Source organism: Herpetosiphon sp. NSE202 (assembly GCF_042688385.1).
GTDB lineage: Bacteria > Chloroflexota > Chloroflexia > Chloroflexales > Herpetosiphonaceae > Herpetosiphon.
The window spans coordinates 114,267-129,579 of sequence record NZ_JBHUPY010000006.1; the positions used below are offsets into that span (position 1 = coordinate 114,267).

Genomic DNA, 15,313 nt, shown 5'->3' on the forward strand with positions numbered 1-15,313 from the left:
TGTAGGTGGAGGATGGACGATGCTCCATAGTTTACGCAGGCAGGTTATTGTTATTCTCTTATTGGGAACATCTCTGTTGGCGTTGCTTAATTTAGCGATTAATACCCGTGGCTTGGTGGCTGTGCGCAACCAAGCCACCAATGATAGCACCGCCGCGCTGCAAACCCAAGCTGAACAATATCTCCTGCGGATTGCCAAAAGCCACTCTGCAAGCACCGCCCAAACGGTTCGGGCTGTGCAACAGCTGGCAGTCACCACTCGCACCTATTTGCAACAACCAACGACCCAAAGCCCACGTTTGCCAGAGCTAAGCGTGGCTCGTAATGGTCGTCAATATGCCAGCGGCGCAACGACAGTCTTGGTGATTGCTAACCCAGATCAGGCCCAAGCACTGGCCGATATTGGCTATAGCCAACGGCTCGAAGATGTGTTACCAAGTCTGCAAATTAGCGTTCCCGAAATTGTGCGTATCTCGTATTTAACCGCCAATACGCTGCGTACCTACCCCAACATGACTCCCAACGATCCGCCAGTTGATTGGCAACCAAGCCAGGAGGCGGCCTATATCGCCAGCCTCCCAGCCAATAATCCCAGCCGCGCTTTGGTTTGGACCGAAGTTCACCAGTCGATTGATCAATCGCAGGCTTTGATTTCGGTTGCCGCGCCAGTCTACGATAATGCTGAATTTTTGGGCACGGTTAGCGTCGATGTTAGTCTTGATCGCTTGGCATTCTACCTCAAGGGCTTGATTCTTGATGAATCGAGTTTTGCCTTTTTGATTACCCAAAAGGGCGAGGTTGTTGCCGTAACCGAGGCTGGTCAAGGTGGCGTTGTGCAGCAAATTTTGACCAATCAATCGAATAATGCTGCTTCTTCGATGATTAACGATTTACAAGCTGGCCGTGATGGCGTGACGACGATCTTTATGGATGGGCGCGGCTATGTGGTGGCCTATGCCGCAATTAGTGGCATTCCCTGGGCCTTGGGCTTGGCTTCGCCATTGGATGAAATTACTGAGCGCACCCAAGAAACTGCCAACCAAATTGCCACGATTACCAACCAAAGCCTCGCACTGAATATTGGCCTTGCTTTGATTGCCTTGATTCTGTTTGGCTTTGTCATGGCGATGATTCTGCGTCGCCAATTTGTCAAGCCATTAACCAGCCTCATTGGCGCAACCAACCGCGTTGCTGATGGCGATTTGCAGCCGATTGAGGTCGAAAGTAGCAACGAACTTGGTCAATTGGCCAATTCGTTTAATAGCATGACCGCTGCGTTGCAGGTTGCCCGCCAAGAAACCGAGGCCAAGGAAGCTGCCCGCGAAGCAGCCATGCAACGCCTCAATGAAGTGGTGGCCAACCTCGAACATTCATTGGCCGAGCGCCAACAATTATCCCAATTGCTGCGCGATGTTGCCTCACCAGTCATTCCAATTCTCAAAGGGGTGTTGGTGATGCCCTTGATTGGCAGCTTGGATGGCGAACGCATGCAGCAAGCAACCACGATTATCTTATCGCGGGTTGAACGTGAGCGCGCCAAGAAAGTTCTGATCGATATTACTGGCGTGCCAATGATGGACGAATCTGCGGCCCAAGCCTTAGTGCGTATGATTCATGGCTTGCGGTTGTTGGGCGCGACGGTTACCTTGGTCGGGGTCGGCCCCGAAGTTGCCCAAAGCTTGACGGCGCTATCAGTCGATTTGAGCGCAGTCCAAACCGCAGCCGACTTGCGCACCGCAGTTGCGCAACTCAGCCGTTCATAATACTATTTGGTTTATTCAAGAACCCATGCAGGTTGTTGCATGGGTTCTTGATGATTAAATCGAGCAGGAGTTTGCCATGATTATTGAGCTGATTGGGCCAATTTGGTTTTGGAAAGGGCCTGCACCATGGTATTTTGTGACTGTGCCCGAAGAAGAGAGCCGCATGATCAAGGCTATTGCTGGCTTAGTGACCTATGGTTGGGGCGTAATTCCAGCCCAAGTTCAAATTGGCAAAACTCGTTGGAGCACGTCGTTAATTCCCAAAGATGGGCTGTATCTTGTGCCAATTAAAAAACCAATTCGCCTGGCTGAACAGCTCAACGAAGGCGATGAGGTTACGCTGCAATTGGAGATTGGCCAATAATGCCTATCCTTTCAACCACCAACCTCGTTTTGGCCGCCGATGCAGCAATCGACTTGCAATTGCATACCACCGCCAGCGATGGTCAATGGGAAGCCGCCGAACTGATTGGCTATCTCAAGCGTGAAGGCTTTGGCTTGGCCGCCATCACCGACCACGATCGGCCTGAGCTTGCTCAATCGCTGCAAGATTTGGCCTTGGCTAAAGCCATGCCGCTGCTGGTTGCTGCTGAAATGAGCTGCCTTTGGCGCGAGCAAATGGTTGATGTGTTGTGTTTCGGCTTTACGCTCCAGCCAAATCCACTAACGGCACTGGCCGCGGAGCTGCATCAACGCCAACAGACAATCATCGCCAATGCCTATGCATATTGTTGTAATGCAGGCTTTTTAGGCGATCAGATGCAACCGCAACTTGATGCAATTTTGCGCCAACCCTCGGCCAGTCAGCCGCATGTCTTCGCGGCGTTGGTCAAACAGCAAAACCCAGATTTAGCCCCAGCCCAGTTTTCGCAATTACTGCAAGCCGCTGGTTGCGATTTTGCCACCACGCCAATTGCCGCAGTGGTTGCAGCCGCCCAGCAAAGTGGCGCGGTGTGTATCTTAGCGCATCCAGGTCGGGATGATGGCTTTGTGTGTTTTGATCAACCGCTGCTTGAGCAACTGTGGGCCGAAGTGGCGTTAGATGGGCTTGAAGTTGAGTATCCGTTGCATACGCCGGATCAAATTGCCCTCTATCGTAGTTTTGCCGCGCAACGAAGCCTGTTGACGAGTGCTGGCTCGGATTCGCATCGGCCTAGCAAGCCGCCAATTCGCTATCGCGCTGGCGATTATCGGGCCTTGCTGGGTCGTTTAGGGGTTGTGGTTGAAGCAGATTGATTTTTATCCATTTATTGCCATGGAGCAATGCTACGACATATCAAATAATAACCAATTCTGTCGCTTAATTAATGCAACAATTGAATCATAGCGCTTCCATGGCTTATCAAACCAAGAATTTTTCCTAAATAATAATGTTGTATGACCAGCATCAAAAAACTCAATTGTATAACAATGATGCCCCAATGCTTGATGAATCCCAACGACACGATTTGAATTTACTGCGTTTTGTGGAAGATCGTAAGCTTTTTTTGCTGAATAGTTTAACCCTGCTTCAATCAGGCTGAATTGAGCAAATACCTCAGTAAATGGTCGATACTGAAAGCTGTTTTCAATAATTTGAAATTGTTCAATAGTATCACAAGCGATAACCATAAAATTTTCAACATAGATTAGATGAACGCTAGCGATTAAATAGTAGCCGACTATGCTGCTGAATTGCTGCTTGCAGATCGCGGAAAACTGCTACGTTATCAAGTTCATTGCCCATACTAACCAAGGCTTGGGCCGCCTCAGGCCGAACCCCGATAAAGGCCACGACCGCACCAAGCAAGCTGCTGGCTTGCACAATTCGCTGCAACATCGCTGCCCCAGCATAATCAAGCACCGCCACGCCTGTTAAATCCAGCAATAAGATTTTGGTGCGATAGCTGCCAACTGCCGCTAAAAGTTGTTGCTGAATATCCTGCAAACGCTCCTGATCAAATGTGCCAATTAGCGGAACCAGCAACATTTGTTGGTGCAAGGGTAAAATTGGCAAACTCAAGGCCCGAATGGTTGAGCGTTGTTGATCGTTTTCAGTTAATAATTGAGCTTGTTGCTCGATTAAATGTTGCGAATTTGCCAAGTTTTGGCGTAATTCTTGGGTGCTTTCAGCCACGCGCTCGCTCAGTTGATCGCGCTCGGTTTGCAGCGTCGAAGTCAATTCGCGGCTACGCTGTTGCGCAAGATTCATGGCATGGATTGCTTGCTGCGTCGTACGCGAGCCAACATAGCCCAGCCCAATGATAATCAGCAACAACGTACTGGCTAAGCCATATACATCGCTATTTTGGGGCAATGTTTGGGGAATATCTCTGGTTAATATTGCTAACAACGCGAGTGCAGCCAAGCTCGTTGCGCTGGCAACCAACAAACCACGCGGCGAGAGCGTTACAAAGCCAATTAAGATTGGCAGCAAAAAGAAAAATGGCGTAAATGCAACCCGATTGGCCAACACTGGTGCAGCTACCAAGGCGATTAATGTCACTGCAATCAGCAAGCCTGCGCCGCTATTGGCTGAGCCACGGCGCGCTAGCCCAATCGCTGCCAACCCCAAAATGCCAAATGGGCTAATCAGCGCTGCGGTTTCTCGCCAACCAGCAGCAAAAATGCTAAATAGGCCAATTAAAACAATACAGCAAACCAAGAGAAAGGTGATGCCGACGATTGCTTTGCCACGTCGCCGAATATTGGCATTGGCGTGTTTGATGCGGAAAAGCAGGGCGAGTAAAGCCTTAAGACGCATAGTGCTACGGTATCCAACTAAACAGAAAAGAATGGTGTTTGACAACCAGAAGAATGCACAGAAGGTTGGGCTTCTGTGCATTCTGCATCATTAACTAGGTTTGATCGAAGTTAGTTGCTAGATATTATCTTTGGTGATCAATTTCAGCTCAGTGCGAATCCAGCCACTGAATTTCTCGCCCTTGAGCGTGCGATAGCCATAATCCATACCGATTGCGGCCATTTGCGCACCATATTGTTCCACCGTTGCCAGCATTTTACCATCTTTGATCAATGGTTGCACAGCTGGAATATTATCGAAGCCCACAACTTTAACCTTATCGATCATTCCGGCGGCTTCGAGCGCTTGCACAGCGCCAAAGGCCATCGAATCGTTGGCCGCCATAATGCCTTGCAGGTCGGGATATTTTTTCAGCCACGCGGCGGTGATGCTTTGGCCTTCGCTGGTTTCCCAGTGGCCGCTTTCGGCGACGACAAGCTTCAAGCTGCCATCGGCAATTGCATCATCGAAGCCCAAGCGACGTTGCACCGCATTATCGGCCTCGGGATTGCCTTCGAGAATCGCGACCTTGCCGCCAACGCCCAAGGCTTTGGCTAGAATATCGCCCGACATTTTTGAGCCAGCCCGGTTATCGGGGCCAAAGAAGGCAAGATCAATGCCGGCGGCTTTTTTGGTCGCCTCATCGAGTGCAACATCGATATTAATCACGACAATGCCTGCTTTGATTGCTTTGGCAACGGGCGCGACCAAAGCCACCGAATCGGCGGGAGCAAGCACAATCACATCATATTTTTCGGTAATCAGGCGCTCAAGCGAGGCAATTTGGGTCGCAAAATCGCGCTCGTCGTTAATGCCTGTGGCCATGAAATCGAAGCTGGTTGCATTTTGGCGGGCATATTCTTCAGCGCCAGCCTGCATTTGTTGAAAAAACTCGTTGCTGAGCGACTTCATCACCAAGCCAATTTTGGGCTTGGTAGGCGTGGCGGTGCTCACAGGGGTGGCCTGAGTAGTGCCACAGCTTGCTAAAAGGCCAAGCGTGGCTAGCCCGCCTAAACGTAAAAAATCACGGCGGGAATATCCGACGGAGTTTACCAGACCATGTGCATTATTAAGTGGCTTTTCCATTGGATCATCCTTCTGCCTATGGAGCATGCGAAAGTAGCCTCAGACGAAAAAATTGGTTTAGCTGATCAATCTTGATTAAATTCGTCATAATTTACGAACAAGTTAACTAGCCAATTTCTACGATGATTAGTAGTAGGTTTGTTGTCAACCTGCTCTAGGAGTATGCTTAAACCCGTTTAAGCGCTTTTTAACATATCTGCATAAGAGTTATTAAAATTTTTTGACAAATTCGTTAAGATCATTTAAGATATAACTAATCCACTGATATGGAGCTTGATCTTAATGTTAGGGTAGTTTGCTGACTGCGTAAGGAGGACGCAACATCAGGATCATCGGCCTCACCAATCCTTCATGACAACGATGTGCAATAGGTGTAGGTACAGCCGCTGTTGGTTTGGTACTGCACAATTTTGGTTAAATAACCCACATGTTGAGGAGGCAACTTTGAAGCGTCTGTTTGTTTCGAGCATGTTGATCTTGGCGGTTAGTGCGTTTGCTGGCTCAAATTCATCGTTCGCACAGTCACGTGATGTAGAAAAACCCATCGACATTGGCGATGCCGTTGGTCTCGACCTCAATGCCCCTGCTGTTCCTGGTCAATTCGTCATCAAGTTCAAGAATACAACCACCAAAGCCAATCGCACCAATATGTTGAATGCGTTAGGTGCTGTGCAAATCGATCGCATCGAAGCTCTCGATGCAGAAGTTGTCGAATTTGCCAGCCTTAAGAGCAACGATAGCTTGGCTGGGCGCACGGCGCTGGTTGAAAGCTTGCTCAAAAATGACTCCATCGAATATGCCGAACCCAACTTTATCTATGCCTCAACCTACACGCCAAACGACCCAGGTCGTAGCTCACAATGGGCTTGGGGTGTAACGCAAGCATACACTGGATGGGATATTACCCGTGGTAGCAGCAGTGTTGTTGTTGCGGTCGTTGACACTGGGATTCAAAGCAATCACCCTGATTTGGATGCCAAAGTCGTTGCTGGCTACGACTACATTGATAATGACTCAACGCCAACTGATGGTAACGGCCACGGCACCCACGTCGCTGGGACGGTTGCTGCTGAAACCAACAATAGCACCGGTGGCGCAGGCACTTGCCCCAACTGCCGTGTGATGGGTGTTCGCGTGTTGAACAACAGCGGTAGCGGTACCTTGGCCGGTGTGGCCAATGGCATCACCTACGCTGCCAACAATGGCGCGAAGGTCATCAACTTGAGCCTTGGTGGCGGCGGTTCGACCGCATTGCAAAATGCTGTCAACTTCGCTTGGGGCAAAGGTGTATTCTTGGCGTGTGCTGCTGGTAACAGCAACACCTCAAGCACCACCAGCGCCTACCCAGCAGCCTACACCAACTGTTTCGCGGTTGCTTCAACCACGTCGACCGATGCTCGTTCATCGTTCTCAAACTATGGTACGTGGGTCGAAGTTGCTGCCCCTGGTTCGAGCATCTACTCAACCTGGATTGGCAGTGGCTATAACACGATCAGCGGGACCTCAATGGCTACCCCGCACGTTGCTGGTTTGGCTGGCTTGTTGTCATCAAAAGGCTTGAGCAATAGCCAAATCAAGAGCAAAATCTGCTCAAGCTCCGACCAAATCAGCGGGACTGGCTCACGCTGGACCTGTGGCCGGATCAACATCTACAAAGCTGTTCAATAGTTCTTCTTTCGCCTTGACGGAATAAGTGGTCGGATGACCACTTGGTGTGTGGAAATGTTCAAGTGATCCTGAAATCCCTAACTTAATATCAGATCAAAAGCCCATGGGACTAGCTAGACCATGGGCTTTTGGTTTTAGCGATTTGGCTGAAATGGGCGTGGTTCAAAGCCAAAATAATGGCGAAAGGCACTTAAATCAGCAATGTTTCCTTGCAGCAAGAGGCTTAATTCAGCCCGATTAATCGGCCCCAAACCTGTTGTCGTGCCAATTTGGGCAAGCAACTGGCTTAGCCAATTAGGCACAAACCATGGGCGTAAACTGCGACCTTGGCTGGCTGCCAAGCGTTCGAGCAACTGATAAAAACTCATGCGCTCGCCGCCAGCCTCAATTGTGCAGTTGGCAATTGCTTGCTGTTCAACGCATAATTTAATTGCTTGTACAAGGTCGTTGATATGGATTGGCTGCACCTGATAGCGGCCATCACCCAAGATTGGCGTAATTGGTAGCTTGGCCAAACGTTGAAAGAGCCGCATGGAATAGCTGCCTGCGCCATAGACAAAACTTGGCCGCAACACCACCCACGGAATTGCTTGCTGGCTCAAGGCCTGATCGGCGAGCGCTTTGCTGCGCACAAAGGCTTGGGGAGCCGCAACATCGGCTCCCAAGGCACTGATTTGAATGATTTTTTGTAGCTGGTGCTGGGCGGCGGCGTGAAATAAGGCAATTGGTACATCAGTCTGCACTGCTTGAAAGCTGGCTCGGCGGGTTTCGCGCAAGATTCCCACACAATTGATCACAATCTCGTGGCCAGCTACATGATCAAGCCATTGATCAGGCTTAAGCCACTCCGCCACCAGATAGTTAATTGCTGGATTTGCTTGAACCGCTGGCATTTGGCGCACCAAGCAGGTTAATTGATGGCCAGCGTTGCTTAATTCAGCTGCCACATGGCGACCAATAAAGCCACTTGCTCCCGTCAAAAAAATTCGCATTGCGCACCTCATTGCTCAGCCATAAGCACCTTGCGACGATAGCCACGCAACCAGCGATAATCAATTGGCTGAATTTCATAGCAAATTTCTGGTTGTACCGGATACTGTTTCATTAATTGAAATTCGGCCTGCTGGACATGGCGCAAGCTGTGTTGCCACGCAGCTTCATCACGCTCAATGCGCACAATATTGGCTTCGCCTGGTTTGCTCAAGGCAATCCCCCGCGCTGGATATTTAAGTAGCTTGGCTGCTTGTTCAAGGCTTTCGAACACTGAATCACTGGCAAGTTGGGCTGGCTGGTGGTTATCAATCACAATGTCGGCATTTGCCGTAGTGCTTTTAATTGAAATACGTGTCTGCTCAACAGAACGTTTAACCACAATTGGCGTATGATGAAAATTGAAATTGGTTACGAGATTGCCAGCCCACGCCAACAGCCTGTTATCACAATCGCTGCGCACAAAATACAGGCCTTGTTGTATACCAAATGGCGTTTTTAGATTGACATAAATTCGATAGGCCACATGCCAATAGTTAATGCCCACTGCTTGCGGTGCAAACCACGGACGCATATGCGCAACATGGCATATTACGATATTCCAAAAACCGTATCCTTGATATTCGGTGGCGGTTAATTCTGCTGGCAGGATTGGCGAAAAATGTTCGATTGGCATGCGATAGCTCAAAAGCCAACATTGGTCAATGTGGCCTTGCATGGTCATTGGGTTATGTAGAAGTGGCATAAGAGCCTCATTTCGCTAAAAGATGGCGCAAACGATAGAAACAAACTGCGCCTGTGCCGTTCAGCAGCAGCATCCACAGCAGCCAGGTTTGCCAACGCGCTACTTTAATCACGCTCAGTTGCTCGGCTAAAGTGCTAGCCATAGTGATGTTGGCGATTAACACCAGCAGTAGGTTGCGTTGTTGGGCAGAGGCTTGGGTTTTGAGCAGATAATTGAGCAAAGCAGCAATTAATAGAATTGTTTCGCCATAGCTCATGCTCACCAAACATGCCTGAATACAGCTATTAATCCGCCCTCGGCTGGCGAATATGAGCGCTGGGCCAAGCACCAACCAGCCAGCACCAGCAGAAAGTGTCAACCAACCTGCCGCGCCGCGCCGCGACCATTGCGGCACTGCTTGCTGAAGCGAGCCGCCATAGATCAGCGAGCCGCCAACCGCTAAACCAGCATGCTGCAACCAAGCCCGATATGGCCATTGCTGAACTGGCTGATTACGCTGTTCGGCCATGCTTTGCTTGGGCTGGCGCAATTGTTGAAAAAATGTTTGCATTGAATTCACCTCAAATCAACTGATGCAGCAAGCATACAGCGCCTACGTTACAAGCCCGTTACAGCCAATTGCGTCAGCAACGTTGGCGACGCAAAACCCCTCAACCACAGCTGGTCGAGGGGCAAGTGTTGGGTTAATCAACATGCATTTTTAATTATTATTGAATTGACATAATTCAATCGATTTGGCGTAGCGGCGTGCCAGCCAAAAAGGCCTGAATATCGGCAACTGCCTCGCCAAAATACGCCCGATAATTGCGTTGAGTGACGTAGCCCAAATGAGGCGTTGCCAGCACATTGGGCAAGCGGCGCAACGGATGATCGGCAGGCAACGGCTCTTGATCAAAAACATCTAAGCCTGCGCCAGCGATCCAGCCTTGTTCGAGGGCGCTGATTAACGCTGCTTGATCAACAATTGGCCCACGTGAGGTATTAATGAGATAGGCCGTGCGGCGCATCTGCTGCAATTCAGCAGCACCGACTAAACCACGAGTGCGCTCGCTCAGCACAAGGTGAATCGAAACAATATCGCTTTCGGCGAGCAACTGTGCTTTTGATTCAGCGCGTTGCACGCCAAGTGCTTGTGCATGTTCATCGCTGAGATTTTGGCTCCAAGCCAGTACGTTCATGCCAAAGGCTTGGGCAATCAGCGCTACCTTGCTGCCAAGTTTGCCTAAACCCAACAAGCCCAGCGTTTGGCCAGCGAGATCCATGCCAATCGTGTGTTGCCACGGGCCATTGTTGCGAAACGCCAAGTTTTCGGGCACGATTTGGCGCGCCAAGCCCAAAATGAGCGCCCACGTTATTTCGACTGGTGGCTCTGGGTAAGTGGCTGTGCCACAAACGATGATGCCTTGGGCCTTGGCAGCAGCCAGATCAATCGAGGCGTTGCGCATCCCAGTCGTGACCAGCAGCTTAAGTTTTGGCAATTGAGCAAATAAATCGGCTTTGAACGGCGTGCGTTCACGCATAATCACCACAATCTCGCAATCGCCAATTGCCTGCACCAAGGCTGCTTGATCGCTAAAGTATTCTGCAAATACCCGCACCTCAACCTGATCGGCGATGACTGACCAATCAGCCATGGTTAAAGCGACCTGCTGATAATCATCAAGAATTGCACATTGAAGTTTCATTCGGGTTCGGCTCCTTCGTAAATGGCTGAATTGCAATGCTGCACAAGCATTGATCGCTAGATCACTTATTCTACGCCCAAACCAGCGATTGTTCGTACTGGCTGCATTGCCTAGCTATTCTTTACAATCAGTTTTTGCTGCGCTAGCATACAAAGGTAACTAATTGCGTGAGGAGGTGCGTAGATGCAACGCTGGATTCTGCGCTTGCTACTGGGATTGAGCTGTTTGGTTGGCTGTCAAACTGCGCAGCCTGTTGCTCTATCGCCACAGCCCACGCCAACAACCCCAATTGATACAATTTATTTTTCTGAAACCCCATTTGAGGCTGCTCGATCAATTACCAGCATTGCAATTGTTTCATCGCCTGAAGCATTGGAACAATTGTTAAGTCAAACGACGATCAAAATTCTCTATCTTGATCAAACAAGCATTGATGCAGTTTCTCATGGGACATTGACCTTGCTGTATCAAAAAAGCGTTATGCTTGCCTCATTTGATACACCATTGAGCATGCTCGCTAAAAAATCAGGCCATCAGCAAACAATGCCTGATCTTGAACTAAGCGAACCAAGAGCCTATATTTCAGCCTTGGTTCAAATGAAAAATCGTACTTCTGGTACTAAGTACGAATATCATGATTTTTACTATGGCGATTTTATAGAAACCCATCGCTTGATACAGCTTCAATGGCGCATGAGTCGCTGTAACGCAAAGCTTGATCCTCCATCACAGTGTACTGAATTTCGCTAAAATGTAAGCCTAGAATTATTAAATCGATACGCTAAATACGTGGATTCTCGCACTTATTTTATTAATCACGCAGCGCTACACGATTGATTCGGCACAGGTGTTGCCTGTCAAAGAGTATGCTATAATTCGCATTTTGTAGGTGTACTTTGGAAAGGGTAGGAATGACCATGATCCCTGTGCTTGAGCATTGGAATTCCGATGCCCTGCTTGCGATGCCCTTTGATCAATATCAGCGCTATCGGCTGAGTGCTGAAGCGATATTTTTATTAAAACAAGCTGCTGGCGCAAGCGATCAGCGCTGGCGGATTCTTGATGTTGGCGGTTTTTTCCCGCCGCGCAATGGCGTGATGCCGTTGCAAGCTTTTTTTCCCGCCGATGAAACCTTGGTCGTGGATACTGCCGAGTATGTGGGTGCTGGCTATCAGCAGGCTGATGGCACCAAATTGCCCTTTGAGGATCAGTCGTTTGATATTGTGCTCAGTTGCGATACGCTTGAGCATATTCCGCTGGAAGGTCGCAATAGTTTTTTGGCCGAACTGCGGCGGGTGGCCAGCCGAGCGGTTTTTTTGGCAGCGCCGCATAATTTAACCAATGTAGCCACCGCCGAAGCGATGTTGCGCGATTATCTGAGCCAATTGCAGATGCATAATCCCATGCTCGATGAGCATGTTGCATATGGCTTGCCCCAAGCGACCTTGGTTGAGGCTTGGCTCGCCGCTGAGCAGCTTGATTATCTGGCGTTTGAAAGCGGCTACTTGCCACATTGGCAATTGCTGATGGTGCTGAAACATTTATTGTTTCGCCAAAACCAACGCGATGCAATGCACGCCAATTTCGATGCGCTCTATAATCAACGCTTTTATGCCTACGACCAGCGCGGGCCTGGCTACCGCAAAATTTATCTAATTGCCACCAATGGTCAGCTGGATTCTAGCTTGCAAGCCTTGGTCGAGCGTTCACTCCAGCCAACGCCAACCGACCCAGCCAGCGATTTGTTGAGCATCGTTTTGCCTGTTTTGACCAGCACCGCCTACGATACTGTGCTGTTTCAGCAATCCCTCACAGCCCAACTTGCGCAATTCAAGCACGATCAGCAGGCCCAGAGCCAGCAACTAGCGCAGATGCAGCAACAACTTGCCCTGCAAGCAACTAGCTTTGATCAGATGCACGATTTAGAGCGGCGTTTGCTGGATGCATCGGTGTTGGCAGCACAGCTTGAGGCCGAAAAACGTGGCGTGCAAGCCCAACTTGAATATCTGCATTGGCAACATAGTTTGGTTCAACAGCAGCTTAATCGCTCGCTACCACAACGCATCACTGATCGTTTACGCCAGCTTTGGAGGAAATTTCGTTAATGAGTCAGCGTCAATTAAACGTCGTTTTCTGGAGCGGTTGTGGCGGCGAAACCCAGCGCTATCGCTGTCAGCATGCAATTGATCAATTAAAGCAACGCGGGCACAAGGCTCAATTGTTTAACCAGACCGATTCGGCGGTTATTTCAGCAATTGCGACCGCCGATCTGGTGATTGCCCATCGGCCCAAAGCCAGCCATTTTTGGGAAACCGTCAAGCAAGCGGCGGCAGGCAAGCCATTGGTCTATGAAACCGACGATCTGCTCTTTGACCCACGCTTGGTCGATTCGATGCCGATTGTCGCCGAAAGCACTGGCTTCGAACGTCAATTTTGGCGCGCTTATGTGCTGGGCAATGTGCCAGTTTTTGAGCAATGTCAGGCAGCGATTGTCAGCACAACTCCGCTTGCCGCGGCCGCAAAATCTTTTGATAAGCCTGTTTGGACGCATCGCAATGTGCTTGGCGACGATTGGCTGACTTGGTGCGAAGCTGCGTATCAAGCCCGCGCAGCTCACGAGCATGTGACCATTGGCTATTTTAGCGGCACCTTTTCGCACGATGCCGACTTGCGCTTGATCGCGCCAAGTTTATTAAGCCTCTTGCAGCAAAACCCCAAGTTGCGGCTTGTTTTAGGTGGCAAAATTACCCTGCCTGAGGTTTTGGCTCCGGTTGCTGCCCAAATTGAGCAATTGCCGTTTGTGCCGCTGGAAGAATTGCCAAGCCTGATGGCGCAGGCTGATATTATTTTGGCTCCCTTGGATGTGGAAAATGCCTTTACCCGTTGCCGGAGCGAATTAAAATATTTGGAAGCAGCAGCCTTACGCTTGCCAGTTGTGGCTAGCCCAATTCCCGCCTTTGTCGAAGCGATTAGCAATGGCGAAAATGGCTTTTTGGCCGCCACTGAAGCAGAATGGACGAGCCATCTGCGTAGCTTGGTTGCCGATGCAGGTTTGCGCCAAAAGCTTGGCCAAGCTGCCTATGAACATGTGCAAAGCCACTATACGATTGCCGCCGCCGCCGAAGAATATGAGGCATTGCTGCTCACCATTATTCAACGCTTTGCAACCAATGTGCCTCAGCCAGCCAGCCAACCATTAATTAGCCAATTTCAGCGCGATTTGTATTTTACCGATCGCACGGTGCATATGATTACTGGCTGTGATATTGGCAATGCAGGCAATTATCGCTGTCGCCATCGCCAAGAACAACTCGAATGGTTTGAGATGTATAGCGGCGTTACCAGCCTCTATAACGAGCCATTTAAGATTGCCGATAGCATTAAATTTGGCATCTTAATTTTGCATCGGGTGGCACTCGATTCGAACATTGAAGCATTGATCAATGCCCATCAGGCGCTTGGCCATCCAGTTATTTTTGATACTGATGATTTGGTGTTTCGCACCGATTTGCTGCACTATATCGATGCGATTAAAGATTGGCCCGCCGATGAAGTTGCGCTCTATCGCGATGGCGTTGAGCGCTATCGCAAAACGATGATGCTGTGTGATGCAGTGATTGTTTCGACCGAACCGCTGGCCGAACAAGTGCGCGCCTTAGACCTCAATGCCTATGTAGTGCGCAATGCGCTGAGCCAAAACCAAATCAATTATGCTGCACCGATTGCTGCGCAACGCCAAGCCAAACCTGTAGCTCACGCGAATGATCCAGTCTTAATCGGCTATTTCAGCGGCACTGCAACCCATAATCGCGATTTTGAGCAAGTTGAAAGCGCGCTTTTGCATATTTTGGCCAAGCACGAGCATGTGCGCCTGCGGATTGTCGGGCCATTGCAATTATCGCCAGCTTTCGATGCAGTTGCTGCACGGATTGAGCGCCGCGATCTTGTGCCACTCGAACAATTGGCCGATGAGATTGCTGCGGTTGATTTTGCACTCGCGCCATTGGAACTTGATAATCCATTTTGCCAATCCAAGAGCGAAGTCAAATATATGGAAGCAGGCTTGGTGGGCGTGCCCTTAATCGCTACGCCAATTGAAGCCTTCTCCCATGCGATTACCCACGGGGTCAATGGCATGCTGGCGGCGAACGAAACAGAATGGATTGCAGCGCTTGAAGCAATGGTTACTGATCCCGAGTTGCGCCAACGCTTGGGCCGCGAAGCCTTGGCTGATGTGCATGAGCGCTACACGCCCAAGGCGCGCAGCCGCGAATTGCACAATGCCTTGATTCAAGTGTGGGTGATGTATGCCCGCCAAATGTCGTTGATCAAGAGCAATGCCTTGTTGCTCGGCGCAAATAAATCGTTATCGAATGGCACCGAAGTGTTGGTGATGCACATTGATGGCTTAATCACCAGCAACCAAGATTTACATTATCGCGTTCAAGAGCTTGAGCGTGGCAATGCAGAAGCCAAAGCCTATGCCCACCAATTAGAAATTCAGCTGCAAAACATCGCCAATGGCGTATTAATGCAGTTGAGTGGCAAAGCCAAAGGGCTGCTCAAACGTCTTGTAAACCGTAAAGGATAGAACC

Annotated in this window: 14 protein-coding genes; 7 read left to right on the forward strand and 7 right to left on the reverse strand. The window is 49.8% G+C overall.

Annotated features, from left to right (window positions below):
* Nucleotides 1-19 precede the first annotated feature (19 nt).
* From ACFMKP_RS08455 to ACFMKP_RS08465, 3 genes are all read left to right on the forward strand, one after another.
* Nucleotides 20-1,762: an STAS domain-containing protein gene (locus ACFMKP_RS08455; protein WP_382290880.1), complete on the forward strand. Its 1,743-nt coding sequence runs from the start codon at nt 20-22 to the stop codon at nt 1,760-1,762.
* 76 nt (nt 1,763-1,838) lie between these two features.
* A complete protein-coding gene (locus ACFMKP_RS08460; protein ID WP_382290882.1) occupies nt 1,839-2,126 on the forward strand; it encodes a DUF1905 domain-containing protein in 288 nt (95 codons plus the stop codon).
* Nucleotides 2,126-2,998, forward strand: a complete 873-nt coding sequence (locus ACFMKP_RS08465) for a PHP domain-containing protein (protein WP_382290884.1) — start codon at nt 2,126-2,128, stop codon at nt 2,996-2,998. Before ACFMKP_RS08460 ends, ACFMKP_RS08465 begins: the two co-directional genes overlap by 1 nt.
* A 30-nt stretch (nt 2,999-3,028) precedes the next feature.
* Here ACFMKP_RS08465 and ACFMKP_RS08470 read toward each other — a convergent pair whose 3' ends face one another.
* The 3 genes from ACFMKP_RS08470 to ACFMKP_RS08480 all read right to left on the reverse strand — a co-directional run bounded on the left by ACFMKP_RS08470 (nt 3,029) and on the right by ACFMKP_RS08480 (nt 5,630).
* Entirely contained in the window at nt 3,029-3,373 is a 345-nt protein-coding gene (locus tag ACFMKP_RS08470; protein WP_382290886.1) for a hypothetical protein, read from the reverse strand.
* 28 nt (nt 3,374-3,401) lie between these two features.
* Complete coding sequence (locus tag ACFMKP_RS08475; protein WP_382290888.1) at nt 3,402-4,505, reverse strand: STAS domain-containing protein; 1,104 nt, start codon at nt 4,503-4,505, stop codon at nt 3,402-3,404.
* A 117-nt stretch (nt 4,506-4,622) separates the two neighbouring features.
* Nucleotides 4,623-5,630: a sugar ABC transporter substrate-binding protein gene (locus tag ACFMKP_RS08480; RefSeq protein WP_382290889.1), complete on the reverse strand. Its 1,008-nt coding sequence runs from the start codon at nt 5,628-5,630 to the stop codon at nt 4,623-4,625.
* Nucleotides 5,631-6,074: 444 nt separating this feature from the next.
* On the opposite strand from ACFMKP_RS08480, the gene ACFMKP_RS08485 reads away from it, so the two are divergent.
* Entirely contained in the window at nt 6,075-7,298 is a 1,224-nt protein-coding gene (locus ACFMKP_RS08485; protein WP_382290891.1) for a S8 family peptidase, read from the forward strand.
* 134 nt (nt 7,299-7,432) lie between these two features.
* Here ACFMKP_RS08485 and ACFMKP_RS08490 read toward each other — a convergent pair whose 3' ends face one another.
* The 4 genes from ACFMKP_RS08490 to ACFMKP_RS08505 all read right to left on the reverse strand — a co-directional run bounded on the left by ACFMKP_RS08490 (nt 7,433) and on the right by ACFMKP_RS08505 (nt 10,718).
* Complete coding sequence (locus ACFMKP_RS08490) at nt 7,433-8,290, reverse strand: complex I NDUFA9 subunit family protein (protein ID WP_382290893.1); 858 nt, start codon at nt 8,288-8,290, stop codon at nt 7,433-7,435.
* A gap of 8 nt (nt 8,291-8,298) precedes the next feature.
* Nucleotides 8,299-9,033 (reverse strand): DUF2071 domain-containing protein, encoded by a 735-nt coding sequence (locus tag ACFMKP_RS08495; protein ID WP_382290895.1) that lies wholly within the window; start codon nt 9,031-9,033, stop codon nt 8,299-8,301.
* Nucleotides 9,034-9,040: 7 nt separating this feature from the next.
* On the reverse strand, nt 9,041-9,583 hold the full coding sequence (locus tag ACFMKP_RS08500) for a hypothetical protein (protein ID WP_382290897.1): 543 nt from the start codon (nt 9,581-9,583) through the stop codon (nt 9,041-9,043).
* 175 nt (nt 9,584-9,758) lie between these two features.
* Nucleotides 9,759-10,718 carry a D-2-hydroxyacid dehydrogenase family protein gene (locus ACFMKP_RS08505; protein ID WP_382290899.1) on the reverse strand — a complete coding sequence of 320 codons (960 nt, stop codon included), beginning with the start codon at nt 10,716-10,718 and terminating at the stop codon, nt 9,759-9,761.
* Between the two features lie 183 nt (nt 10,719-10,901).
* Between ACFMKP_RS08505 and ACFMKP_RS08510 the strand changes: the two genes are divergently transcribed.
* From ACFMKP_RS08510 to ACFMKP_RS08520, 3 genes are all read left to right on the forward strand, one after another.
* Nucleotides 10,902-11,468, forward strand: coding sequence for a hypothetical protein (locus ACFMKP_RS08510; protein ID WP_382290901.1), 567 nt, complete (start codon nt 10,902-10,904; stop codon nt 11,466-11,468).
* A 161-nt stretch (nt 11,469-11,629) separates the two neighbouring features.
* Entirely contained in the window at nt 11,630-12,823 is a 1,194-nt protein-coding gene (locus ACFMKP_RS08515) for a class I SAM-dependent methyltransferase (protein WP_382290903.1), read from the forward strand.
* Nucleotides 12,823-15,309 (forward strand): glycosyltransferase family 4 protein, encoded by a 2,487-nt coding sequence (locus tag ACFMKP_RS08520; RefSeq protein WP_382290905.1) that lies wholly within the window; start codon nt 12,823-12,825, stop codon nt 15,307-15,309. Before ACFMKP_RS08515 ends, ACFMKP_RS08520 begins: the two co-directional genes overlap by 1 nt.
* The last annotated feature ends 4 nt before the right edge of the window (nt 15,310-15,313 follow it).